General features: G+C 69.2%; 18 protein-coding genes. 11 read left to right on the top strand and 7 right to left on the bottom strand.

The features are described from left to right. Window positions 1–95 precede the first annotated feature (95 nt). Window positions 96–1,262 (bottom strand): MBL fold metallo-hydrolase, encoded by a 1,167-nt coding sequence (locus tag AB0M87_RS14125; RefSeq protein ID WP_365852409.1) that lies wholly within the window; start codon window positions 1,260–1,262, stop codon window positions 96–98. Between the two features lie 387 nt (window positions 1,263–1,649). Here AB0M87_RS14125 and AB0M87_RS14120 point away from each other — a divergent pair, with 387 nt between their 5' ends. Both AB0M87_RS14120 and AB0M87_RS14115 read left to right on the top strand, forming a co-directional pair. Then, window positions 1,650–1,913: a hypothetical protein gene (locus tag AB0M87_RS14120; RefSeq protein WP_365852407.1), complete on the top strand. Its 264-nt coding sequence runs from the start codon at window positions 1,650–1,652 to the stop codon at window positions 1,911–1,913. A gap of 386 nt (window positions 1,914–2,299) precedes the next feature. Further along, window positions 2,300–3,484, top strand: a complete 1,185-nt coding sequence (locus AB0M87_RS14115) for a type III polyketide synthase (RefSeq protein WP_365852405.1) — start codon at window positions 2,300–2,302, stop codon at window positions 3,482–3,484. Between the two features lie 96 nt (window positions 3,485–3,580). Here AB0M87_RS14115 and AB0M87_RS14110 read toward each other — a convergent pair whose 3' ends face one another. Next, window positions 3,581–5,761: a SpoIIE family protein phosphatase gene (locus tag AB0M87_RS14110; protein WP_365852403.1), complete on the bottom strand. Its 2,181-nt coding sequence runs from the start codon at window positions 5,759–5,761 to the stop codon at window positions 3,581–3,583. A 303-nt stretch (window positions 5,762–6,064) separates the two neighbouring features. Here AB0M87_RS14110 and AB0M87_RS14105 point away from each other — a divergent pair, with 303 nt between their 5' ends. Then, entirely contained in the window at window positions 6,065–6,652 is a 588-nt protein-coding gene (locus AB0M87_RS14105; RefSeq protein WP_365852401.1) for a DUF4232 domain-containing protein, read from the top strand. Window positions 6,653–6,761: 109 nt separating this feature from the next. On the opposite strand, the gene AB0M87_RS14100 is transcribed toward AB0M87_RS14105, so the two are convergent. Further along, window positions 6,762–7,055, bottom strand: a complete 294-nt coding sequence (locus tag AB0M87_RS14100; RefSeq protein ID WP_365852399.1) for a hypothetical protein — start codon at window positions 7,053–7,055, stop codon at window positions 6,762–6,764. Between the two features lie 230 nt (window positions 7,056–7,285). On the opposite strand from AB0M87_RS14100, the gene AB0M87_RS14095 reads away from it, so the two are divergent. The 7 genes from AB0M87_RS14095 to AB0M87_RS14065 all read left to right on the top strand — a co-directional run bounded on the left by AB0M87_RS14095 (window position 7,286) and on the right by AB0M87_RS14065 (window position 14,320). Then, window positions 7,286–7,717: a VOC family protein gene (locus tag AB0M87_RS14095; RefSeq protein ID WP_365852397.1), complete on the top strand. Its 432-nt coding sequence runs from the start codon at window positions 7,286–7,288 to the stop codon at window positions 7,715–7,717. A 99-nt stretch (window positions 7,718–7,816) separates the two neighbouring features. Further along, window positions 7,817–9,079 (top strand): ROK family transcriptional regulator, encoded by a 1,263-nt coding sequence (locus tag AB0M87_RS14090; RefSeq protein ID WP_365852395.1) that lies wholly within the window; start codon window positions 7,817–7,819, stop codon window positions 9,077–9,079. Continuing rightward, complete coding sequence (locus tag AB0M87_RS14085) at window positions 9,066–9,935, top strand: ABC transporter permease (protein WP_365852393.1); 870 nt, start codon at window positions 9,066–9,068, stop codon at window positions 9,933–9,935. Before AB0M87_RS14090 ends, AB0M87_RS14085 begins: the two co-directional genes overlap by 14 nt. Then, complete coding sequence (locus AB0M87_RS14080; RefSeq protein ID WP_365852391.1) at window positions 9,932–10,738, top strand: ABC transporter ATP-binding protein; 807 nt, start codon at window positions 9,932–9,934, stop codon at window positions 10,736–10,738. The genes AB0M87_RS14085 and AB0M87_RS14080 overlap by 4 nt, the downstream gene beginning before the upstream one ends. Before the next feature lie 17 nt (window positions 10,739–10,755). Beyond that, complete coding sequence (locus tag AB0M87_RS14075) at window positions 10,756–11,757, top strand: aliphatic sulfonate ABC transporter substrate-binding protein (protein WP_365852389.1); 1,002 nt, start codon at window positions 10,756–10,758, stop codon at window positions 11,755–11,757. Beyond that, on the top strand, window positions 11,754–13,268 hold the full coding sequence (locus AB0M87_RS14070) for a sulfatase-like hydrolase/transferase (RefSeq protein WP_365852387.1): 1,515 nt from the start codon (window positions 11,754–11,756) through the stop codon (window positions 13,266–13,268). Before AB0M87_RS14075 ends, AB0M87_RS14070 begins: the two co-directional genes overlap by 4 nt. 155 nt (window positions 13,269–13,423) lie before the next feature. Continuing rightward, window positions 13,424–14,320, top strand: a complete 897-nt coding sequence (locus AB0M87_RS14065) for a formylglycine-generating enzyme family protein (RefSeq protein ID WP_365852685.1) — start codon at window positions 13,424–13,426, stop codon at window positions 14,318–14,320. Window positions 14,321–14,394: 74 nt separating this feature from the next. On the opposite strand, the gene AB0M87_RS14060 is transcribed toward AB0M87_RS14065, so the two are convergent. Together AB0M87_RS14060 and AB0M87_RS14055 are read right to left on the bottom strand one after the other, a co-directional pair. Further along, window positions 14,395–15,741 (bottom strand): family 43 glycosylhydrolase, encoded by a 1,347-nt coding sequence (locus tag AB0M87_RS14060; RefSeq protein ID WP_365852385.1) that lies wholly within the window; start codon window positions 15,739–15,741, stop codon window positions 14,395–14,397. A 166-nt stretch (window positions 15,742–15,907) separates the two neighbouring features. Next, window positions 15,908–16,516, bottom strand: a complete 609-nt coding sequence (locus AB0M87_RS14055) for a GNAT family N-acetyltransferase (RefSeq protein WP_365852383.1) — start codon at window positions 16,514–16,516, stop codon at window positions 15,908–15,910. Between the two features lie 897 nt (window positions 16,517–17,413). Between AB0M87_RS14055 and AB0M87_RS14050 the strand changes: the two genes are divergently transcribed. Next, window positions 17,414–18,796 (top strand): hypothetical protein, encoded by a 1,383-nt coding sequence (locus AB0M87_RS14050; RefSeq protein ID WP_365852381.1) that lies wholly within the window; start codon window positions 17,414–17,416, stop codon window positions 18,794–18,796. Between the two features lie 159 nt (window positions 18,797–18,955). Here AB0M87_RS14050 and AB0M87_RS14045 read toward each other — a convergent pair whose 3' ends face one another. Both AB0M87_RS14045 and AB0M87_RS14040 read right to left on the bottom strand, forming a co-directional pair. Then, entirely contained in the window at window positions 18,956–19,333 is a 378-nt protein-coding gene (locus AB0M87_RS14045) for a VOC family protein (protein ID WP_365852379.1), read from the bottom strand. A 108-nt stretch (window positions 19,334–19,441) separates the two neighbouring features. Further along, window positions 19,442–21,925 carry a beta-L-arabinofuranosidase domain-containing protein gene (locus tag AB0M87_RS14040; RefSeq protein WP_365852683.1) on the bottom strand — a complete coding sequence of 828 codons (2,484 nt, stop codon included), beginning with the start codon at window positions 21,923–21,925 and terminating at the stop codon, window positions 19,442–19,444. Window positions 21,926–22,126 lie beyond the last annotated feature (201 nt).

Raw genomic sequence — 22,126 nt, 5'->3', positions numbered from 1 at the left:
CTTCCACATGGCAGCCCGGCCCTGCCCCGGGACCGCTGCTCCTTCGCCCCCGCCGCTGCCGCTGCCGCCGTCGGAGGCGAAGGCCGCAGCGGGAGTCAGAGCGGTATCCGGTCAAGGTCGTTTCCGACCACCACCCGCCCGCTGAACCCCTTCGCCGCCCGGCGACGCCAGGAGGCATTCGGGACCAGGTAGGTGTCCGCCGGGACAAGGTGGGTCAGCACAAGCATCGAGACCCCGCACCGCTCGGCGATCTGCCCGAGCAGCGAGACGTCGGTGTGCGCGGCGGCGAAGTGGTCCAACAACGCCTGGCTGTAGCCGGAACTGTGTCGGTAGAAGTCCAGGTCGATAGCCTCGTGCACCAGGATGTCAGCGCCCCGGGCGAGGCGGACCAGGTTGTTGCTGGGGGCGGTGTCGCCCGAGAACACCACCGATCCGTCCGGGGTGTCGAAGCGGTAGGCGAAGCTCGGGTACACCAGGCCGTGCGGCACCAGCACCGCGCTGACCCGCACCGTTCCGTCGTCCATGACCGGGAACGGCTCCATGTCCGGCGCGCGGTCGCCGAGCGGGTCGGCCGCCACGTCCGGCACAGTGATCTCGTGCACCTGTACACGGGTACGCGGGTCCGAGGCTCCGGACTCCCGGCTGAAGATGTTGCTGCTGTAGGCGCTGGCGTTCAGCGAATCCCTGGTCAGCTCCCGCAGCCCCGGCACGGGGTCGGCAGGGTCGACCGGCGGCGCCCCGTCGCCGCGTCCGACGGGCAGGGCGCCGGCGGACCCCGGCCCGTAGGCGGGAAACGGGGTGGGTGCGGCATCGCCGACGTCGTTGCGGCCATGCGCCGCGAGCAGGACGAAGTTCGGGTAGTCCGCGATGTGGTCGATGTGCAGATGAGTGATGAACACCCCGGCCAGATCACCGAACTTCAGCCCGGCTCGCCCGTACTGCGTGACGGCGGAACGTCCGCAGTCGACGACGTACACCCGGCCGCGCACCGACAGTGCGGCGGCGGTGCCGGTCCGGGTGGTGACCGGTGGCGGGCCGCCGGCGGTGCCGAGCAGGCAGAGCACAGTCCGGTCACGCGGGGCAGCGGACAGCGACTCGTGTGCGGCAGCGGTTTGGCCGCTTCCATGTTCCGCCGCGAAGGCGTCCTGTGCCCCGGTCCCCTCGGCTCCCACTGTTGCGGCCGCGACGATGGAAGCGCCCAGCAGTCGCCGCCTGGACAACGCCCCCGAACTGTCGCTGCTCCGACGGTCTGTCCTCTTCACCGGCTGCCTCCCAGGTTTCTCACGCAGGGCGCCCGAGCATACATATGGTTAAGCGCTTAGAGAAGTGGTCGAGGGCGATCCCGGATCACCAGCGGCGCCGCCCGGACGGTGCGGTGAAACTGCACAGGCGTTGGTTACGAAAATGTCCGCATTGCGTAAAGTGAGCTGAAGTCTGCGCCTCAGCCAGGGGTCCAGGCTTCAGAGTGTGGTCTCCCCGGCTTGTTGAGCCGGGACCGCACCGCGCATGGCCCTGACCTGGGCCCGAGCGCCTGTACTTGAGGGGACATCACTTGTCTGCTTCTCATTCCGTCCGTCGTCTCGTTGCCACCGTCCTGCTGGCTGGGTCCGTCATCGCCGCGATGGCGACGCCGGCCTCCGCACACGACCGTGGCCGTCACCACCAGGAGCACTCCCACTCGGCCCGCGACCACCGCGACCACCGCGACCACCGAAACGACGGCCGCGACCACCGCGACCACGGCCGCGACCACCGCCGTGACCACCGCGACCACCGTGACCACGGCCGCGACCACCGCCGTGACCACCGCGACCACCGTGACCACGGCCGCGACCACCGCAACGAGGACCACGGGAACCGTCGTTGACCTGACCCCCGCCCGCTCGCTACTGATCACGCGAGCCCTTGCGTAGCCCAGGCGTGCCGCCATATCCCGCTCCGAGGGGTGGCGGCACGCCGCTGGGTCCCGTCCGCCATAGCGCCATCACCGGTGGACGCAGGGAAGGTTGGGCCTCTTTGGAGTGCCGTGCCGCGCGGCAGTGGTTCGGCGCCGAGACGCCGGGGACGCCGCCGGCGATGCCGCGCTCCCGCCTCCGGCGGTGTGCCTCGTGTCACACATCCAAAGAATGCCCAAGTTGCGTGGCTCACAGCGGAAATGTCCCTTTAGCGTGCATGCTCGGAACAGATGCCGACCTCCGAAGTGGAGCGCAATGGCATCGACTTGAGTACGAACTGTTGAAGTGAGCCATGTCACAGCACGCGTGGCATCCCCATCGTTCTGCGCAGAAAGGTGCGAATTTTGACTGCTTATCTGTCTCCTCCCGCGGTGATACACGGCGACTACGCCGTGGAGACCAGCCAGATAGCGGCGGAAGTGCGCGGCCGGCACCCGCACGCGGCATGGGCGCCGCGGATCGACGGAATCGCGGCCAGCACGGGCATCGACACCCGCGGATGGATGCTGCCGCTGGAGACGGCCGTCGCGCCCGGTAGCGGGAATGGCCTGGGGGCTCCGGGCATCGGCCCGGCCCGAGATGCGCTGGCCCGCGACGGGTTCACCGAGCAGGACGTGGACCGTGTGATCGCCAGCCTTGAGGCGATACCTGCGCCGCAGACCGTCCAGGAGCGCACCGCGCCGGCCTGGGAGGCCGTGCAGTCCTATGGGGAGCGTGCAGCGCGCGGGGCCCTGCAGAGCGCCGGGCTGGACGCCACCGACGTCGACTGCCTCATCACCAGTCACTCCACCACACCGGCGCTGCCGGGTCTGGACGTCGCCCTGGCCAACAAGCTTCCGCTCCGCGACGACGTGATGCTGCTTCCAGCCACGCAGTGGGCCTGCATCGCCGGGACTCGCTCCTTGGCGCTGGCGGCGGATCTCGTGGCCGCGGACCCCGACCGGGTCGTCCTGGTCGTGATCGCGGAGGCGCTGAGCACCACCTACCAGCCCGCGGACGACACTCTGGAATCCTTGATCGTCCGGCTGCTGTTCGCCGACACCGCGGTCGCCGCCGTCGTCACGGGCCGCCAAAGGCCAGAGTCGGTGTTGCGGCTGGACGCGGCCTGGCACCACACCCTGCCCAGCACCCAGGACCTGCACCGCCTGGAGACGCGGGCCGACGGCACCCACTTCGTGATGGACCGGCGCGGGCCGCGCGCTGTGCAGGACACCGTTACCGCGATGTGGGAGTGGCTGCGGGTCCGTCACCAGGACGACCCCGACTCCTGGCACCCCGACGTTCTGCTCGCGCACCCCGGCGGGACCCGGGTGCTGGAGTACATGGAGCAGACGATGCCGAGCGAGTGGCCGTCGGGGCTGCTGGACTACAGCCGGGACAGTTACACCAGCGGCAACCGCGGAGGCGCCGCCGTGTTCGACATCCTGCGGCGGGCGCACGACTCGGGGCAGCAGCCGGGCAACCGTGCCGTGCTGTTCGCGGCGGCCCCGGGCCTGACGGCCACCGCCGTGGAGGGAGAGTGGCTGTAGCGCAAGCACGCGGCAGCCGTGCCACCGGTTGGGCCGACCGTAAGGGTCGCGCCGCCTGACGAGCGCGTCAGCCGTGCCACCGGTGCCTCGACCGCGCTACTGGGCGACTTCCGCCCAGACGACCTTGCCCGTGTCTGTCCACCGCACCCCCCACCGGGTGGTGAGTTTGTGCACCACGTGCAGGCCGCGCCCGCTGTCGTCGAGCACCCCGCCGCGGCCCAGCCGCGGCCTGCCGTTGCCGGTGTCGCCCACTTCGCACAGCAGGCCACGACCGGCCCTGATCAGCCGCACCGTGATGGGCCCGGTAGCGAAGCGGACCGCATTGGTGACCAGCTCGCTGATCAACAGCAGCACACCGTCCCGGGTGTCATCCCTGGTGCCCCATTGCCGCAGAAGCGCGGAGACCAGCGTGCGAGCCCGGGCGGCCGCGTCGTCGCGGGCGGGCAGCCGCCAGGTCGCGGTGTCCCCCTTGCGACAGCCGACCATGCGGGCGAGCAGCAAGGTCACGTCGTCGCGCGGATGGCTCTGCGCCGCCAGTTCGGCGACCACGCGCCGAGCGGCCTGCTGCAGGTCGTCCCAGGGATGCACCATGCGCACGGTATCCGCCAGCCTGCCGATGCCCTCGTCGATCGAGACGGCGGGATCCTCCACCAGGCCATCGGTGTAGAGGGCGATCAGGGAGCCCGGGGGTGCGGCGAACGTGTGCACGTCGAACGGCTCCCGCAACGCGAATTCGGCGCCCAGGCTGGGGTGGGGGCGGACCTCGAGCGTGTTGGCGCCCCCGTCCGGGAGCACCAGGACCGGGGGGAGGTGGCCGGCGCTGGACAGCACCACCTGGTGGCGGACCGGGTCGTAGACGGCGATGCAGCAGGTCGACCCGAGGGCGCTGTAGCCGGCCGCCAGCCCGGATTCCGCCTCATCCAGCATTGTCACGGTCTCGTCCAGGTGCCCCAGCACCTCGTCGGGCGCCAGCCCCGCGGACAACAGCGCGCGGGCCTCCATGCTCAGCTGACCCATGACCGCCGCGGCTCCCAGGCCGTGCCCCACGACGTCTCCGACCACGAGAGCAGTACTGCCTCCCGGCAGCGGGAAGCTGTTCACCCAGTCACCGCCGACGCCCGCGCTGTCGGGCGTCGTCGGCTGGTAGACGCTGGCGACCTCGATGGTGTCGCCGCCGGCCCGCGGCAGCAGCCGACGCTGCAACGCCAGCACCTGCGTGTGCTCGCGCTGATGCTGGCGGGCCAGGTCGACGTGATGGGCGGTCCTGGCCACCAGTTCCTGCAGGTCGAACAGCTCACTGTCGTGGAAGGGGCGGTCCGCCCGCCGCCAGACCTCCGCCACGCCCAGCACGACGGGCGGCGCGCCGTCCAGGCCCGCCAGGACCAGCGGTATGCACGCCACGCTCGCCGGCCGCTCACCGGGCACCAGAGCACGCACCAGCCGTGGATCGCCGAGCACCCGCTCGAGCGCCTCCCGGTCAGGGATGACGATGGCCTGCGGGACGTCATCACGCCGGACGGCAAGGGACAGTAGGCGACTCGCGTCACCGGGCAGGTCGTCACCCAACGTCACGTAGCCCTCGGGCCACGCCCGGTCCGGCACCAGAGCCGCCCGCCGCAGCCGGATGCGCTCCTGCGCCTGCTCAGTGACCGCCTCGCCCGTCCACACGGCGAAGTCGAGATCGATGGCCGCCACGTCTCCCCAGGCCAGCAGGGATTCCGCCAGGGACTGCGCGGTGTCGCCGATGTCCAGCGAGGTGCCGACCGCGGTCTCGGCGGCGTACAGGTGCAGCCTCCTGGCCATGGCGATCACGGAGACGGTCAAGCCCTCCTGAGGCGCAGCGGCGGGCAGGATGCTCATCGAGACGACCAACTCGGACCCGTCACCGCGCCGCAGGCGCTGGACCCGGGCGACGTGCGCCTCCCCTGTGTCAAGCACCTGCTGCAACCGCCGTGTGACCGTCGGGACGTCGCCGGGAGGCAGCAGGTCGACGAAAGGGCTACCGGTCACGGCATTCAGCCCCGCGAAAACAGGGGCATCCAGATTGCAGCGGGTGATCCTCAGATCCCGGTCCAGGTTGACGGCACCGAGGATCTGCTCCTGATGCCCCGCCGTCAGACCGGCGTTTCCTGGATCGGGGGCGGTGGGTTCGCCCTGCGAATCGGCAGGACCGGCGGACGCTGCCGCTCCACCGCGCGGAAGGTAGTGCCCCAGGGCGCTGCTGACCAGGTCGAACGGCGACGAGGACGAGGACGAGGGGGAGGATGTGGAGTCCATGCGGCTCTCTCAGCTCGCTCGCCGACCCCGGCACCTTGCCGGGACTTACCCGAACCCGTGCGACGGAGCCCCCGAAATCCCGGACCGCACACTTCATTGAATAACACTCGAGGCAGCTTCGCCCACACCAGCAGATCGTGCACCGAACGCGGACAGTGACGGACCTGCACCCGTTCCGCTGTGGCGGGTGCCTCCACACCTGTCCGAAATTGCCGTGAACTTTCTCGCCGTCGGCCGCATCACACTTCATGTACAACGCGACAAGAACGCGAACCGCACAGGTGAGAGTGGAGATCGATCGCCATGGCTGAGCAGCACTGGACCAGCACGGTCACGCGCGCCCGCGCACCCCGTATCCGTACAGCCCGCCGTCTCGGGGGTGCGGGGCTAGCCGTCGTCGCCGTTGCCGGACTCGGTTTCGTCGGAGCCGGGGCCGCACAGGCGGCGGGAAGCCGAACCGTGCCTACCTGCACCACCTCGGGACTCTCGGCCTCCTTCGGGCAGGGCCTGGCCGGCGGGATGAACCACCAGGGGGTCGTCCTCAAGCTCAAGAACACCAGCAGCCATGCCTGCGACCTGCGTGGATACCCGGGACTGGGGCTCCAGGACGCAGGCCACCACACAGTCGCCTCCTCCGTGCACTGGGGCAGCACCTGGTACACCAAGGGCCCGGCCAAGCAGACGCTGACCCTCAAGAGCGGTCAGAGTGCCGAGGCGGTCATCGCCTGGACGCACGCCAACACCGGCACCTCCGGCGCCAGGCACGCCTCCTACCTCGTGGTCACCCCGCCCGCCGCCACCACCCACAAGACCCTGAAGTTCCCCCAGTGGGTCGACAACGGTGACCTCGACGTCACCGCGCTCGCCTCGCACATCAGCATCACCGGCTGAGCAGCCGGCGGAACGCAGGAATCAAGCTCGGGGCGGGGCCGGCATCAGCAACGGTGGTCACCCGGACCCGGAGTGAGCACGCTGAGGCCGGCGCTGTACGCGGCCGGCCTCAGACGGCTGTGCTCAGGTAGGCCAGCCCCACCATGAGCCCGAAGTAGGCGAGGCCCGCCAGCAGGCAGACGAGGAGCAGCAGCCAGCCGACCAGGATGGCCGACAGTGCGACACCGCGGCCCTCCTTCTGCGGCAGTCGGCGGCCTCGGAAACGACCGATGTGTCCCGTAACGATGGCGACGAGTGCACACAACATGGCCATGCCGACGAAGATGCCGGGATTCAGCCAGGCGACGCCCGTGTAGAAGTTTCCCAGTGAGGCGATGCCACCGAGTGCGAAGAACACACTCACCTTGGCCGGCCCGTTCCTGACGGTCCCCGTACCCCCATGGCCCGTGCTCGACGGACTCGGAGTGTCGCTCAACGTCGTTCCCCCTCTTGCTTACGGTCAATGATCTTACGGTGCCGTGACGGCCGTTCTACGCGTCCGCGAGGCGCCCCTGGCCGACGGCGGCGAACACCGGGAGACTGGCCGCGGAGCCCCACGGGGCCCGTTCCGTTTGCTCGCAGGAAGGCAGTGACATGACCGTTCTCGACTCTCCGATCCCGCGGTTCCACCTGGCCGTGCCGGTCGACGACCTGACCGCCGCGCGCCGCTTCTACGGTGAGGTGCTGGGCTTGGAGCAGGGCCGCAGCGCGGACACCTGGGTGGACTGGAATCTGCAAGGCCACCAGTTCGTCACGCATCTCGCGCCGGAGCGCGCCCAGCGCATACGTAATCCGGTGGATGGCCATGACGTTCCGGTGCCGCACTTCGGCCTGATCCTGCCGCTCTCCGGGTTCCGGAAGCTCGCGGAGCGGCTGCGCGCGGTGGGCACCGAGTTCGTCATCGAGCCCTACGTCCGCTTCGAGGGTCAGCAGGGCGAGCAATGGACCATGTTCCTCCTCGACCCGGCCGGCAACGCCTTGGAGTTCAAGGCGTTCGCCGACGACTCCCAGGTATTCGCCGCCTGACTGCGGGCGTGGGGTCGGCTTCTCCTGCGGTGCACCGTTGCAATTCCTTATTCTGTCGGAGTGTTGACGGAATAATTCGGGGTTCCTACCTTGACCGGCATGCAGATGCCCACGGGAGTGCACGCGTTGGTCAGGCGTACCCATGAAGAACGGGTGCTGCGTGCGTTGAGGGAGAACGGCGCCATGAGCCGCGGCGAGATCGCCCGGTTCGTCGGTCTGTCCAGGACCACTCTCTCGGAGATCACCGGCAGCCTCCGCCAACGGGGCGCCATCGTGGTCGTGGACACCGACGCCGCCAGGCGTGAGGGCAGCGGGCGGCCGGCCGAACGGCTGGCGCTCGACCCGGCCTCCGGACAGTTCATGGGCGTCGATTTCGGCCACCGGCGGGTCCACGTCGTCGTGGCCGATGCCTCGCACGAGATCATGGTCTCGGGGTCCGTCCGCTACGACGACACGGCGTCCTGGCGGACGCGAACCGAGCTGGCTCTCGGGCTGGTCGACCGGCTGAGCACCGGGGCCGGCGTCCACTACGGAGCGCTCCAGGGCATCGGGATCGGCGTACCGGGCCCTTACCCGGTCCCCGAGGGGGCCTGGTCCCGCGCCACCTCCGAGGCGTCGGTGCTCCGCCCCGCCCCGGAGGGCGTCGACATGGCCTTTGCCGAGCGCTTCGACGCGCCGGTGGTCGTGGACAACAACACCCGCCTGGCCGCCCTCGCGGAGGCGATCAGCGGCACCGACAGTGTCGCCGACCTGGTGTACGTGCGCGTGTCGGACGGTGTCGGCGGTGGCCTCGTCGTCGGCGGCCAACTGGTCACCGGCTCGTCGGGGCTGGCGGGCGAGCTGGGGCACGTGACCGTCGAGCCGACGGGCCGGCCGTGCCGGTGTGGCAAGCGCGGCTGCCTGGAGACCGTGGCTTCGGTCCCCGGGATCCTCGCCGCCTGCCGGGTGCTCGGCCTCCGCCTGGAGGACCTCGGGGATCTGGCGTCCGCTGTGGCTGCCGCGCACCCCGTCGCGGAGCGGGTGCTGCGGGAGGCGGCTGTGGCGCTGGGACGTGTCGTCGGGGCAGCGACGATGACCCTCAACCCGGCGAAGGTGGTCATCGGCGGCGAGATCACCCGGTTCGCGCCCGTACTCGTCGAGCAGGTCGCCGCCACCCTCGCCACCGAGCTCTTCCCGACGGCACCGACCCGTCCCGTCGTCGAGGCGGCACGGCTTTCCGACGACGACGGCGCCATCGGTGCCCTCGCAGCGGTCTTCCACAGTTCCCCCCTCCTGGCCAGGTATCCCGCAACCGCCGACGTGACGGGCCGTTCCGATGCACACCACACCACCACCGAAGGAGCCGCGCATGTCCGTCGTTGACCAGCAGGGCGCCGGCCGGCCGGGCCCGGTACCGGACAAGGAGTCAGGGGCCTCGGCCGGCTCCGGGGCCGTCGGCGATACGAAAACCGCAGCGCAGCGCTCGCCTTCGGGTCGACGCGGGTTGCCTCTGGTTCTGAACGCCGTGTCCGTCGCGCTGGGTATCGCGATCTGGTGGGGCCTGGCAGACGCAGGTTTCAAGCTGCCGACACCGCCGGAGGTCGTGTCGCAGGGGTGGACGCTGATCGGCAACGGGACGCTCGGCGAGGACGTCGTCGCCAGCCTGACGCGGGTGCTCATCGGCTTCGCGCTCGGCACGGCTGTGGCCGTGCCGGTCGGTTTTCTGATGGGCTGGTACCCGGTGCTGCGTGGCCTGATCGAGCCGTGGATCCAGTTCTTCCGAACCATCCCGCCGCTGGCGATCATTCCGATGGCCATCGTGGTCATGGGCATCGACGAGACCCCGAAAATCTTCGTCATCTTCCTGGCCGCGTTCCTCGCGTGCGTCATCTCGACGTTTCAGGGCGTGGTCAACGTCGACCGGACACTGATCAACGCCGCCCGGGTCCTCGGCGCCAAGGACATGACGATCTTCGCCCGCGTCGTGGTACCGGCCTCCACGCCGTTCATCCTCGTGGGCATGCGGGTGGGCCTCGGCTCGGCCTGGGCCACCCTGGTGGCCGCCGAGCTGATCGCGGCTCAGAAAGGCCTGGGCTACCGGATGCAGAACGCCCAGCTCTACTACGACCTGCCGACCATCTTCGTCGCACTCATTTCGATCGGAATCCTCGGGCTCCTCATGGACCGCATCCTCCTCCTCGCAGAACGCAAGCTCACCGGATGGCAGGAACGCCGATGACCAGCAACCCGGCCAAGATATCCGTCCAGGGCGTCACCAAGACCTTCGCCCTGGGACGCGAGACGTTCACCGCTCTCGACGACGTCTCGCTCGACATCGCGGACAACGAGTTCGTCACTGTCGTCGGCCCCTCCGGCTGCGGCAAGAGCACCCTGCTGAACATCCTCGCCGGACTGGAGGAGCCGTCCAGGGGCCGGCCCCTGGTGGACGGCATACCGGTGTCCGGGCCGGGGCCCGAGCGCGGAGTGATCTTCCAGCAGTACGCTCTCTTCCCCTGGCTCACCGTCCGTCAGAACGTCGAGTTCGGCCTGCGGACCGCGGGCATGCGCAAGGCCGAACGCCGGGCCCGGACCGAGCACTTCATCAGCCTGGTCGGGCTTGATCAGTTCGCCGACTCACTCCCGAAGACGCTCTCCGGCGGTATGCGGCAGCGGTGCGCCATCGCACGCGCCTACGCCGTCAACCCCTCGATCCTGCTGATGGACGAGCCGTTCGGCGCGCTGGACGCTCTCACCCGGGTCAAGCTCCAGGAGCAGCTCCTGGATACCTGGAGCAAGGAGAAGCGGACGGTCCTGTTCATCACTCACGACGTCGACGAGGCCGTCTTCCTGGCGAACCGCGTGATCGTCATGGCCGCCCGTCCCGGGCGCGTCTACGACGTCATCGAAGTCGGCCGGAACCAGAAGCGGGACGAGGAGTTCCGCCTCAGTCCGGAGTTCGCCGCCCTACGCAATCGCGTGTGGCACTCCGTCTATCACCAGGACGGCCGCACCGCCGTCTCCCAGCCGTCGACGACGGCCTGACCACAAGGGATGCACGTATGCCCCTCGCCACCTCACGCAGAGGCTTCACCGCAGCGGTCGCCGGCCTCGCCGCCTCCGCCCTCCTGACCGCCTGCGGCAGCGACTCCTCTTCCGGGAAGGGAGGTGAAGCGGTGCGCATCGGGTACATCGGCGACTTCAACGGCACCAGCCTCATCGCCATCGCCGACGCCAAGGGTCTGTGGAGCAAACACGGTCTCTCGGCCGAAAGCAGGGTCTTCACCAATGGGCCGCTGCAGATCCAGGCCCTCGGCACCGGCCATCTCGACTTCGGGTACATCGGCCCCGGTGCGATGTGGCTGCCCGCTTCCGGCCAGGCGAAGGTCGTCGCGATCAACACCCTGGGCAACGCCGACCGCGTCCTCGCCCAGCCGGGCATCACCTCCATGAAACAGCTCAAGGGCAAGACCGTCGCCGTGCCCGAGGGCACTTCCGGCGACATGATCCTCACCCTGGCCCTGGAAAAGGCGGGGATGAGCAAGAGTGACCTCAAGATCGTTCCGATGGATCCCTCGACCATCGTCTCGGCGTTCTCCGCCAGGAAGGTGGATGCCGCTGGCTTCTGGTATCCCGCGGCCGCGACCATCAAGAAGCAGGTGCCGGACCTCGTCGAACTGGCGAAGAACTCCGACTTCGCCGAGCAGGTCTCCTTCCCCACGGCCTTCGTCGCGGGCAACGATCTCGTGGCCAAACATCCGCAGAAGGTGAAAAAGGTTCTCGCCGTGCTTCGGGAGGCGATCGCGTTCCGCTCCGCGCATACGGCCGAGGCCATCGAGCTCACCGCCGCCAAACTCCGTATCCCGGTGGAACAGGTGAAAGCGGATGCCGCCAACGTCGAACTCCTCGATCTGACCAAGCTGGACGCGCTGACCAAGGACGGCACCATCGACAAATGGCTCAAGGGAATGAACGACTACTTCGTCCAGGCCGGCAAACTCAAGCGACCGGTCGATCCGAAGACCTACTACACCGGCGATCTCTTCACGGGAGCAGGAGAGTGACCCCCTCCGGCACGCCCAGGAACATCCTCTTCCTCATGACCGACCAGCACCGGGCGGACACGCTCGGCGCCTACGGCAACCGGCTGGCGCGCACCCCCGCCCTCGACGAACTCGCCGCCACCGGCACCCGCTTCGAACGCTGGTACACCCCGACCGCGATCTGCGCCCCGGCCCGGGCCAGCCTGCTGACCGGGCAGGCTCCTTTCCGGCACAAGCTGCTGGCCAACCACGAACGCAACGTCGGCTACATCGAGGATCTGCCGGAGGACCAGTTCACGTTCTCCCGGGCGCTGCGGGAGAACGGCTACAACTGCGGGCTCATCGGCAAATGGCATGTCGGCAACGAGCGGACGGCGGCCGACTACGGCTTCGACGGCCCGGACCTGCCCGGCTGGCACAACCCGGTGGACCACCCGGACTACCTCGCCTACCTCAGCGAGCACGGCCTTCCGCCGTACGAGATCAGCGACCGGATCCGCGGCACCCTGCCCAACGGCGGCCCCGGTAACCTGCTCGCCGCCCGGCTGCACCAGCCGGTCGAGGCCACCTTCGAGCACTACCTGGCCACCCGCGCCATACAGAAGCTTGAACAGTACGCCGCGGACGCAGGCGAGCGTGAGCAACCCTTCTTCCTCGCGCTGCACTTCTTCGGTCCGCACCTGCCGTACATCCTCCCGGACGAGTACTTCGACCTGTTCGACCCGGCGGACGTGGAACTGCCGCGGTCCATCGCGGAGACCTTCCAGGGCAAACCTCCGGTGCAGCGCAACTACAGCGCGCACTGGACCTTCGACACCCTGCCGATCGAGACGACCCGCAAGCTCATCGCCGTCTACTGGGGCTACGTGGCCTTGATCGACATGCAGATCGGCCGCGTCATGAAAGCGATGGAGGAACTGGGCCTGGTGGACGACACCGCCGTGTTCTTCACCTGTGACCACGGCGAGTTCACCGGATCTCACCGGCTGCACGACAAGGGCCCGGCGATGTATGAGGACATCTACCGCACGGCCGGCCTGCTCCGCGTACCGGGCGCGCCCGCCGGTGTCGTGCGCCCGGAGTTCGTCAGCCTGATCGACTGCACCGCCACCATCCTGGAGCTGGCAGGCATCGACCCGGGGCCGGCCGTCGACTCGCGCAGCCTGCTACCGCTCGTGCACGGCGAGGAGGTGCCGTGGGACGAGGACATCGTCTGCGAGTTCCACGGCCACCACTTCCCGTACCCGCAGCGCATGCTGCGCACCGACCGGTACAAACTCGTCGTGAACCCCGACTCGGTCAACGAGCTCTACGACCTGCGGACCGACCCGGACGAGCTGCTGAACGTATACACCCACCCCGAACAGGTGGAGATTCGCTCCCGGATGATGCGCCGGCTCTACGACGTCCTGCGGAAGCGCGGCGACAACTTCTACCACTGGATGACGTCGATGTACGACGTCGGTGAGGTGGCACACGACCCGACCCTGAGCGGGCTCGACGAGTCCACCTACCAGGCACAGAAGAGGTGACGACGAAGACAGCTCGCAGGATCGAACCGACCCGCGGGACGGCCCACCGACCCGCCATCGAGGACGTCACCATGGCCCACGAGCGCCACCCCTGCTGCGCCCCCACGAACGTATCGGCCGCCACGCGCGGCTCCGCCCCTCCCGCAGTGCCGCCGATGCCGGTCCGGCCTGACCGCCGTCGCTCACTACGCGGCCAGATCAGCCTGCCCGGCGGCGAGTTCGCCATGGGCGACGCCTTCGATGAGGGCTATCCCGCCGACGGTGAGACACCCGTCCACCCGGTACGGGTCAGGCCCTTCCACATGGACGAGACCGCCGTGACCAACGCTCGGTTCGCGACCTTCGTCAAAGCCACCGGTTACGTCACCGAGGCCGAGCGCTACGGGTCCTCCGCGGTCTTCCACCTCGTGGTCGCCGCCTCCTCTGCCGACATCCTCGGCAGCGCCGTCGGTGCCCCGTGGTGGATCAATGTCCGCGGAGCCCACTGGCGCCGGCCCGAGGGCGACCGCTCCGATATCACCGACCGGCAGCACCACCCCGTCGTACACGTCTCCTGGAACGATGCGAGCGCCTACGCCCGCTGGGCCGGCAAGCGTCTGCCCACCGAGGCCGAGTGGGAGTACGCCGCGCGCGGCGGACTGAACGCCCGCCGGTACGCCTGGGGCGACGAGCTCAACCCCGACGGCCGGTGGCGCTGCAACATCTGGCAGGGCCGCTTCCCCCACACCAACACCGCCGAGGACGGCTATCTGACCACCGCACCCGCCAAGTCCTACCGCCCGAACGGCTTCGGCCTGTGGAACACCGCCGGCAATGTGTGGGAATGGTGCGCCGACTGGTTCTCCCCCACCTACTACGCCCGAGCCCCCTTGGACGACCCGCACGGCCCGCAGACCGGGACGGCACGAGTCATGCGCGGCGGCTCCTACCTGTGCCACGACTCGTACTGCAACCGCTACCGGGTCGCCGCGCGCTCCTCCAACACCGCGGAGTCCTCGTCGGGCAATCTCGGGTTCCGCTGCGCCAACGACGCCTCCGGATCGATGCCATAGCGACCATGCGGCGCCGTCACGCACGGCGGCGGGGCCGGCCTCCGTCCACGGAGAGCCGGACCGCCGCGAGGTGTTCAACCGCTGATCGCGCGTCCGTGGTTCCGGCGCTGGACGTACAGCCGGTTGCCCTGCGGTCCGGTCCATTCGAGCCGCACGACGCCGGGCACGGCGGTGTCGGCGACACGGGACGGGTCGGACCAGTAACCAGCAGCCGGGTTGCGGAAGAACGTCGCCCACAGGTGGCCGCTGCCATCGACGAAGAAGTTGTTGTGACCGGCGCCGACACCCGCGGTCCACCGCTTGGAGTAGGGGCCTTCGAAGTGGTCGGAGACGGCGACGACGGCGTCGTACTGGTACTGCACGCGACCGGGGACGGGCGGGGCGTAGGCGTACCGCGTGCTGCCGTCGGAATTGAGGGATGTCCAGTCCCACGCGGACTGGACGAGGTAGTACTTGCCCCCGTACTTGAACACGTACGCACCTTCGAGATACGGCTCGGGTGAGTAGGGCGTCTGCTGGAACTGCGGGAGGTTCGTCGCCGGAGTGATGTCCTCCATGTCATCCCGGAACTTCGCGTAGAAGTTGTTGTGCAGCACGAGCCATGCGTCGTCGCCCTCGCTGTAGAGGCCGCCGTCGATGTGGTGGTAGGCACCTGGTTCGATGAATTTGGGTCCCCCGATGAACGAGTCGCCGAATGGCTTGTCGAGGTTCCCTTCGATGAGCCGGTAGGGTCCCTCGACCCCGCCGTCGCTCACGAGCATGAACGAACCGACCTTTCGGGAGTGGTCGCCCATGCACGCGACGATGTACCACCTGCCGCGGAAGTAGTGCAGCTCCGGGGCCCATGCCTCGCCGCGCTTGCCGAACTGGTCGTCGTACCAGTACTCCTGCCAGGGAGCGACGACCGTACGCCCGGACCGGTTCTCGCCGACGAACTCGGGTGACCACACCTTGCCCTTCTCGGCTCCGGGCCGGATGCCGGTCGTGTCCGCCAGCCGCCATGGACCCTGCAGGGACGGGGCCAGCCACACGAAGATTCCGTCGTTCCACGGGGCGGCCGCTTCGAGGCCGGGCACGCGGGTGGTGCCGGTGGCGACGTAGGTCGGACGACCGTCGACGACGAAGCAGTTGACGTAGGTGTCCCGCATCCAGACCCGGCCCCGCTCCTCATCACGGGGACGCAGCTCGAGCGGGAGGATGAGTGAGTTGTCGTCACGTGGCCACAGATCCAGCCGGGAGTCCGCCAGGCCGTAGGGCTCGAGGTCGGGCCGGTTCGAAGGATATCGCCGCATCGACGAGCCCTCCGTCGGAGCCGCCTGCGCGGCGGTCGCGGGCAGCGCCGCGGCCATTCCCAGGGAGCCGACGACGCCGGCCAACAGGGACCGCCGGCCGACATGCCACCCGTTCTCGGAGCTGGTCATACAGTCACGTCCTCCCTCGTCGGCAGGACGCCGGTGCCCTGCTCGGGAGAGACACTAGTGAGACTCATTTCGACAGTGAACAGGCGACAAAAAGGCTTTTGGGACGCACCGCGGCGCTGCCGCCTTCGCCTCTCTCACCTCCAGGTCACCGCCGAAGTCCGGTCGGCTAGCGGTCGGACCGCTCCAGCGGCTGCACGAAGGCCCGGAGCGGGGGCCCGTCCATGGTTGCCGCGGTGCCGCCGATGTCCTGCCAGCCCCAGGCTCGGCACACGGCCAGGCCGTCGTCATCTGCCTGCTCAACCAGGGTGACGCCCACCGTCGCTTCCTGGTCGGACAACAGCTGATCGCGCAGGCTGGCCCCGATACCGCTGCGCCGGTGGTCGGCGAGCACCATCAGCTGCGCCACGGCGAACACCTCGCCCGCTGCTGTCAGTTGTTCCACGCTGGGCGGCAGGCCGGTCTCCAGCTCGGGCCACCACGAACCGTCTCGGTCCACGAGGTAACCGTAGGCACATGCGACCAACGTCGATGTCTCTGCGATGAACATCGTGAATCCCGGCCGCCGGGTATCGGCTTCCAGACGCGCAAGGAAGTCCTCCCGACGCTGGTATTCCTCGCCGGGCGTGGCCGGGGAGGCCGCCACGTAGAGATCCGCAAGCTCCTCACGGTGATCATCGGCCTGCCAGCGGTCGAAGGGCCGGAAGTGCACCTCGGGGACGTCCGTCCCGCCGGAGCCCGCCAGGTCCTCGGGCAGGGAACCGGGCAGGGAGGTCATCGACCGCCACCGCCCGTCGCCGATATCAAGGGAACATCCGCGCGACGTCGATGAAGCATGTGGCCTCCCAGGGTCCAACGGTCTGATCGGGCGGGGCATCTGCCCCCAGCCTTCCCCGAGTGCCGGGGCCCATGCGCTGGGCGTGGCCGGCCGGCTGAGGGCCGGTCAGCGCATGCCTTCCGACGGACGACCGGACCGCAGTCGCCGTATGCCGGGCGGGGCGGCGGCCTTGCGTCACGGACGCAGTGTCGCGGCGGTCTCGACGAGGATGTCCGCAATGGCCCTGGCCGACGGGGTGAGTGGGTGGTCACGCAGCCGGGCGAGCAGGAAGGCGATCTGCGCATCGACGACGACGCACGCGTGCTGGACCTGATCGGCCGCCCCATCACGGGACTCTCAACGCGGTGGCGTGGAGTGTGCCGACGCTGGCCGCTGCGCGGTTGCTGACCGGCATGGGGCTGTCGGCGATTCGTGTTCGTCTTCGGCGCGCTGGGACTGCTCGCCCTGCCCCTGGTCGCCCGGTTGCCGGAGAGTCCGGGCCGGCTCGGCCGTGCGGACTCGCGTATGGGCTCACGTTCAACACGGTGGCCATCGTGGCCTTCGGGTTCTGCGTCAACGCCCTCATCCGGACCTTCGCCGCGCTGCTCTATGCGTACACACCCGAGCTCTACCCCACGGAGCGGCGCAATTCAGGCAACGGACTGGTGTACGGGGTGGGCCGACTCGTATACGTCGCGGCCTGCTGGGTGGTAGTGGCTCCGGTTCATCCATCAAGCTGGTTCTGTCGGCCGCCGCCCCGCGACGGCCGGCAGAACCGCGTGTGGGTCGGGGGCCGCGGGCGGTCCGCTTCCGGTCTCCGGTCGGCTGTGGGGTGCGATCCGGGCTAGCGTCGAATGTATGAACATTCTCCGGTGGGAGCCACCGCACCGTGTTCTTCAGCTGATCACGGCCGTGGCCGCTCTGCTCCTGGCGCTCGGTACCGTCGTGACGACGGCCCCGGTGGCCCGAGCCGACTCCGATCTCTCCGCCGTCGCGGACGCCTTGCGCAAGGGGCCTGTGTACGTCGACCCCTCGATGCGGAACCAGGTCTCCCGAGCGGACCAGGACGCCCTGGCCAAGCGGATCAAGGACGCGGACAAGGCCGTCTTCGTGGCCGTACTGCCGGCGGATACGCCGACGTCGCAGCTCTTCAGGAATCTGCGGACCAGGACGGGCATCACCGGCGTGTATGCCATCCGCCTCGGGAACCGCTTCGATGCCAGAGCGGACTCCAGCGTCATGAGCGGCCAGTCCGTCCGGTCCGCGGTCACCGCCGTTCAGGGCGAGAGTGCCCGTAAGCAGCTCGACGATTTCACGGACATCGCGGTGCGCAGCGCTCGCGGCTCGGCGCCGACGTCGTGGGGTGGCGGGGGCGGCGGCTCCGCGACGGGCGTGTTGATCGGTATCGGTGCGGTGGTCCTGGTCGGCGGGGTGGGTCTCTACGCGGTCGGCCGGCGCCGGCAGCGCAAGCGTGCGGAAGAGCAGCACGCCGCGCTGGACAAACTGCGGATCGTCGTGGACGAGGACATCACCACCTACGGCGAGGAACTCGACCGGCTGGACTTCCGGCCGGACGAGGAGGGCGCGAACGACGCGATGCGAGCGGATTACCAGCGGGCCCTGGACGCGTACGAACAGGCCAAGGCGGTCATGGCGGCTGCCCGGCGGCCGGAAGACGTCCGCGGTGTCACGGAGGCCCTCGAGGACGGGCGGTTCTCGCTGGCCACACTGGAAAGCCGCCGCAACGGGACTCCGCTGCCGAAACGGCGTCCGCCCTGTTTCTTCGACCCCAGGCACGGCCCCTCCGTCGCCGACACGGTGTGGGCGCCGCAGGGCGGCGCGGAGCGCGAGGTGCCTGTCTGCGCCGCTGACCTCGCACGTTTGCAGGACGGTCGGGACCCGGACATCCGCACCGTGGCAACGGACATGGGCCGACGGCCATACTGGGAAGCAGGCCCGGCCTACGGCCCCTGGGCGGGCGGCTACTTCGGCGGCGGCATCCTGCCCGGCCTGCTGTTCGGCACGATGCTGGGCAGCATGATGGCCGGCCCTGGCTATGGCGCGTACTACGGCGGCGGTTACGGGTACGGCGATTACGGCGGCGGCCCGGACAGCTTCGGTGGCGGCGACGTGTCCGGCTCCGACTTCGACCCCGGGGACTTCGGCGGCGGCTTCGGTGGTGGGGGTTTCGGCGGAGGCGGCAACGACGGAGGCGGCGGGGACTTCGGAGGCGGTTTCTGAAGGCCCCGGTGCTCGGAGGACCGGCCGTGCAGGGCGCGCGGCGCGTTTCACGGCCGGCCGGGCCACCCTGGTGCTCGGCATGTTCCGCGCCTCGCGACGTGGTGGATTCGCCACTACCGGACCCGCCCGCGAGAACCTACACGCTGAGTCAGGGCGGCATCAGTCCTGGCTGATCGGCGGGGCCCACGCGGGTCGGCGGATGAGGCAGAACGGATGACCCGCCGGATCGGCGTAGACGTGCTTCTCGCCGTCGAGTTCCGTCGCCCCCAGCGCCAGGACTCGAGGTCCGGCCTCGACGACGTCTTCCACCATGATGTCGAGGTGGAGCTGGATCGGGACCGCGGGGTCCGGCCACGTCGGCGGACGCTGATCGGGCGCACGCTGGAACGCGAGACCCGAGGTTGCCTCGCCGGCCGCGACCACAACCCAGTCATCGCTTCGATAGGTGACCGGCTGTGCCAGCAGCTCCGAGTAGAAAGCGGCGAGTGCGGCGGGGTCGGGACAGTCGATGATCACGTGGTGCAGCCTTCCGATCATGCCTACCACAGTGCCAGGCGAGTCGATCGGCTGCAGCCTCGCGTCTCCGGGGCAGCGCTTGTGTGCGGCGAGGCCGGCCGAGGCGGGTGGGCCCGGCCGGCCGGGGCGTCAGCTCTGGGCGAGGGCCGCGATCTCGGCTGCCGTCAGCGTCTTGCCGTACACACGGAAGTCGTCGACGGCGGCCTTGAGATACGGGTCGGGGTACTGGGACTTGCCGATGTAGGCAGCACGGATGTGGTTGCCGAACCAGTCCGGCTGGGCGGTGACCTCCTCGTTGCGCCCCACCTCCCGGCCGTTCACGTACAGCACCGCTGTCCCGTTACCGTACGTCACCGCTAGGTGGACCCATTCGTCCGTCGGCAGTGGATCGGCGTCGATGCGCTGCTCGGCTCCCCCTCCTGCGACGGTGATCGCGAATCGCAGGGTTTCCGCGTCGCTGCGCGGGGTCACGAACATGTTGGCCGTGACGCCGGTACCGATGTCGAAGATCCGGCTCCAGGCTTGCGGCCGGCCGTTGAGCCGGACCCAGGTCGCAAGGGAGTACGCGGACGCTCCCGCCAGGACGTCCTCCGCGAGCCGTACGTGTTCGCCCGAGCCGTCCAGAGCGACGGATCCACCGATCTTCCCGGCGGCCCAGGAGGCGCCGTCCACCAGTTGCGCGGCCTTGCCGTTGCCGGTGGCGTCTGCGGCGGTGGTGCCCGAGGACTCATCGAAGCGGTGCCAGGCGGCGAACGCCGGCGGAGGCTGCGGTGGTTCACCGGTCAGCCAGTAGACGTTGTAGTGCTGGTGATGCATGCGCGCGACAGGAAGCAGGGTGACGGTGTCGCCGCCGGCCCGCGCGGTGAACCGCACCGCACCGGTGCCCTGCTTCTGCACGGACTGCGTGTCGAGGCGCGGCATGCGCATCGCGGCGCGGTCTCCGTAGGCACCGGCGAGCACCACCGGACCGAACCGCACGGCTTGTACGTCCGGGTCGTCCGGTGTCGGCTCGATGGCCAGTCGCATCGGCAGGGAGACCCCCACCCGGTCGCCGGTCTGCCATGGGCGGTTCAGTACCAGCCAACTGCCGGGCTGCGGACGGTCCCGGAGCGGGCGGTTGTTCAACGTGACGCGCGCGCCGGAGGCCCAGGACGGGATACGGATACGCAGTTCGTGTTTCGCATTCCCGGCGGCAACGGTGAGGGCGACGGAGGACCGGTCCGGAAAGTCGGTGGTCTGTCGCCAGGTGATGTCCTTCTCCCGCCACTTCACCTCGGAGGGGACGAAGAGGTTGACGAACAGGGTGTTGGCGCCGTGCGTGTAGATGGTGTCCGCGAACTTCGCCTGGGTCTCCATGCCGGTGCCGTGGTCGCAGGAGAAGTTGTCGTAGTCCGTGGAGTAGGCGTTCGGGTCGGTGCCCATGAAAGACGGCTGCTGCTTGAAGGCTCCCGGTACCAGGCCGGTGTAATAGATATTGAAGCCGTGCGCGGAGTCCGGGTCCTGTTCTCCGAGCATCTGATTGAACAGAGTGCGCTCGTAGTAGTCGAGCAGATCGGTCCGCTCGGGTGCGCGGAAGTGCATCAGCCGGGTGAGCTTGAGCATGTTGTAGCTGTTGCAGTTCTCGCAGCAGGTGTTGGACAGCTGAGAGGCGATGGCGTCCGGTTCGTGGAACGCCTCGCCATTACTGTTGCCGCCGATGACATACGTGTGGTGGTCCGTGACGATCTGCCAGAAGTTCTCGGCGATGGTGCGGTACCGGTCGCTCAGCCCTTCCTCCCAGAGCCGCATCGCACCGACCATCTTCGGTATCTGGGTGTTGGCGTGCAGTCCGGCGAGCCGGTCGTCGTTCTTCGCGAGCGGATCGAAGACGGCGGCATGGGTGAACCGCTCGGCGACCTTCAGCCACGTCGCGTCGCCGGTGACCGTGTACAGGTCGGCGAGCACGTCATTCATGCCACCGAACTCGGTTTCCAGCACCTGCTGCATGTGCTGGTAGCTGAGTTCGGCCGTACGCGCGTCCACCCAGGCGGCCTGGCGCAGCACGACATCGAGGGCCTGCTCACTGCCCGCGGAGCGGTACTGCTCGAGGAGACCCGCCATGATCTTGTGGATCGTGTAGTACGGCGCCCAGACGCCGGTTCCGGCCTCGAGGCGGTCGAAGAAGCTCTCCGGGAACGCCGACAGGTACCCGGTGCCGTATCCGGCCTGCGGGGACGCGGCCTGGCATTCGGCGAGCGCGGCGACCAGCTCGCGGCCCTTGTCGCGCAGCGCCCGGTCCCCCGTGTTGGCGTAGGTGAGGGCGAGGCCGGAGAGCAGATGGCCGGTGCTGTGGCCACGCAGTTCGACGTCCGGGGCCTCCCATCCGCCGCATGGCTGTGCGCTGCTCGCCAGGCCGACGTTGCGGCGGAAGGTGTGCAGCAACCGGTCGATGTCCACGAAGTGGAGATAGGCGGTGTTACGCGACTGATTGTCGCGGAAGGCGCTCGGGAGCAGGGTCACGGCGTCGAGCGGGAACGGGTGGCTGGTGCTGTCGCTCGCCGGTGCGGGCCGGGCGTGGACGTCGGCACGGGAGGCACTCGCCTGCGCTGTACCGGCGCTGTTTGCAGTGAGCATCGCGGCCGCGGCGCCGGTGGCGGCGGTCGCGATGAAATGCCGTCTGCCCAGCGGGCCGAGGTTCCGGGTGGGGGCGGGGGTTGGTTCGTCGATGCGGCTCACGGCGGTCTCCTCGCACACTCAGCGTTCGTTATATCGAACAATGAACGTAACTTCGGACGAGGAGACCATAGGATCCCCGAACATGGTCGTCAACGCCTG

The sequence above is a fragment of the Streptomyces sp. NPDC051320 genome (assembly GCF_040682175.1).
Classification (GTDB): domain Bacteria; phylum Actinomycetota; class Actinomycetes; order Streptomycetales; family Streptomycetaceae; genus Streptomyces.
Note: the sequence above shows the minus strand (reverse complement) of the source record. Positions and strands in the feature narration are given on the sequence as shown.

Coding starts and splice junctions, on each gene's coding strand:
- AB0M87_RS14095 (WP_365852397.1), top strand. CDS start 7,286: ATGACCGTTCTCGACTCTCCGATCCCGCGGTTCCACCTGGCCGTGCCG.
- AB0M87_RS14045 (WP_365852379.1), bottom strand. CDS start 19,333: ATGATCGGAAGGCTGCACCACGTGATCATCGACTGTCCCGACCCCGCC.
- AB0M87_RS14105 (WP_365852401.1), top strand. CDS start 6,065: ATGGCTGAGCAGCACTGGACCAGCACGGTCACGCGCGCCCGCGCACCC.
- AB0M87_RS14085 (WP_365852393.1), top strand. CDS start 9,066: ATGTCCGTCGTTGACCAGCAGGGCGCCGGCCGGCCGGGCCCGGTACCG.
- AB0M87_RS14065 (WP_365852685.1), top strand. CDS start 13,424: ATGCCGGTCCGGCCTGACCGCCGTCGCTCACTACGCGGCCAGATCAGC.
- AB0M87_RS14075 (WP_365852389.1), top strand. CDS start 10,756: ATGCCCCTCGCCACCTCACGCAGAGGCTTCACCGCAGCGGTCGCCGGC.
- AB0M87_RS14110 (WP_365852403.1), bottom strand. CDS start 5,761: ATGGACTCCACATCCTCCCCCTCGTCCTCGTCCTCGTCGCCGTTCGAC.
- AB0M87_RS14055 (WP_365852383.1), bottom strand. CDS start 16,516: ATGACCTCCCTGCCCGGTTCCCTGCCCGAGGACCTGGCGGGCTCCGGC.
- AB0M87_RS14060 (WP_365852385.1), bottom strand. CDS start 15,741: ATGACCAGCTCCGAGAACGGGTGGCATGTCGGCCGGCGGTCCCTGTTG.
- AB0M87_RS14080 (WP_365852391.1), top strand. CDS start 9,932: ATGACCAGCAACCCGGCCAAGATATCCGTCCAGGGCGTCACCAAGACC.
- AB0M87_RS14090 (WP_365852395.1), top strand. CDS start 7,817: ATGCAGATGCCCACGGGAGTGCACGCGTTGGTCAGGCGTACCCATGAA.
- AB0M87_RS14050 (WP_365852381.1), top strand. CDS start 17,414: ATGAACATTCTCCGGTGGGAGCCACCGCACCGTGTTCTTCAGCTGATC.
- AB0M87_RS14040 (WP_365852683.1), bottom strand. CDS start 21,925: ATGCTCACTGCAAACAGCGCCGGTACAGCGCAGGCGAGTGCCTCCCGT.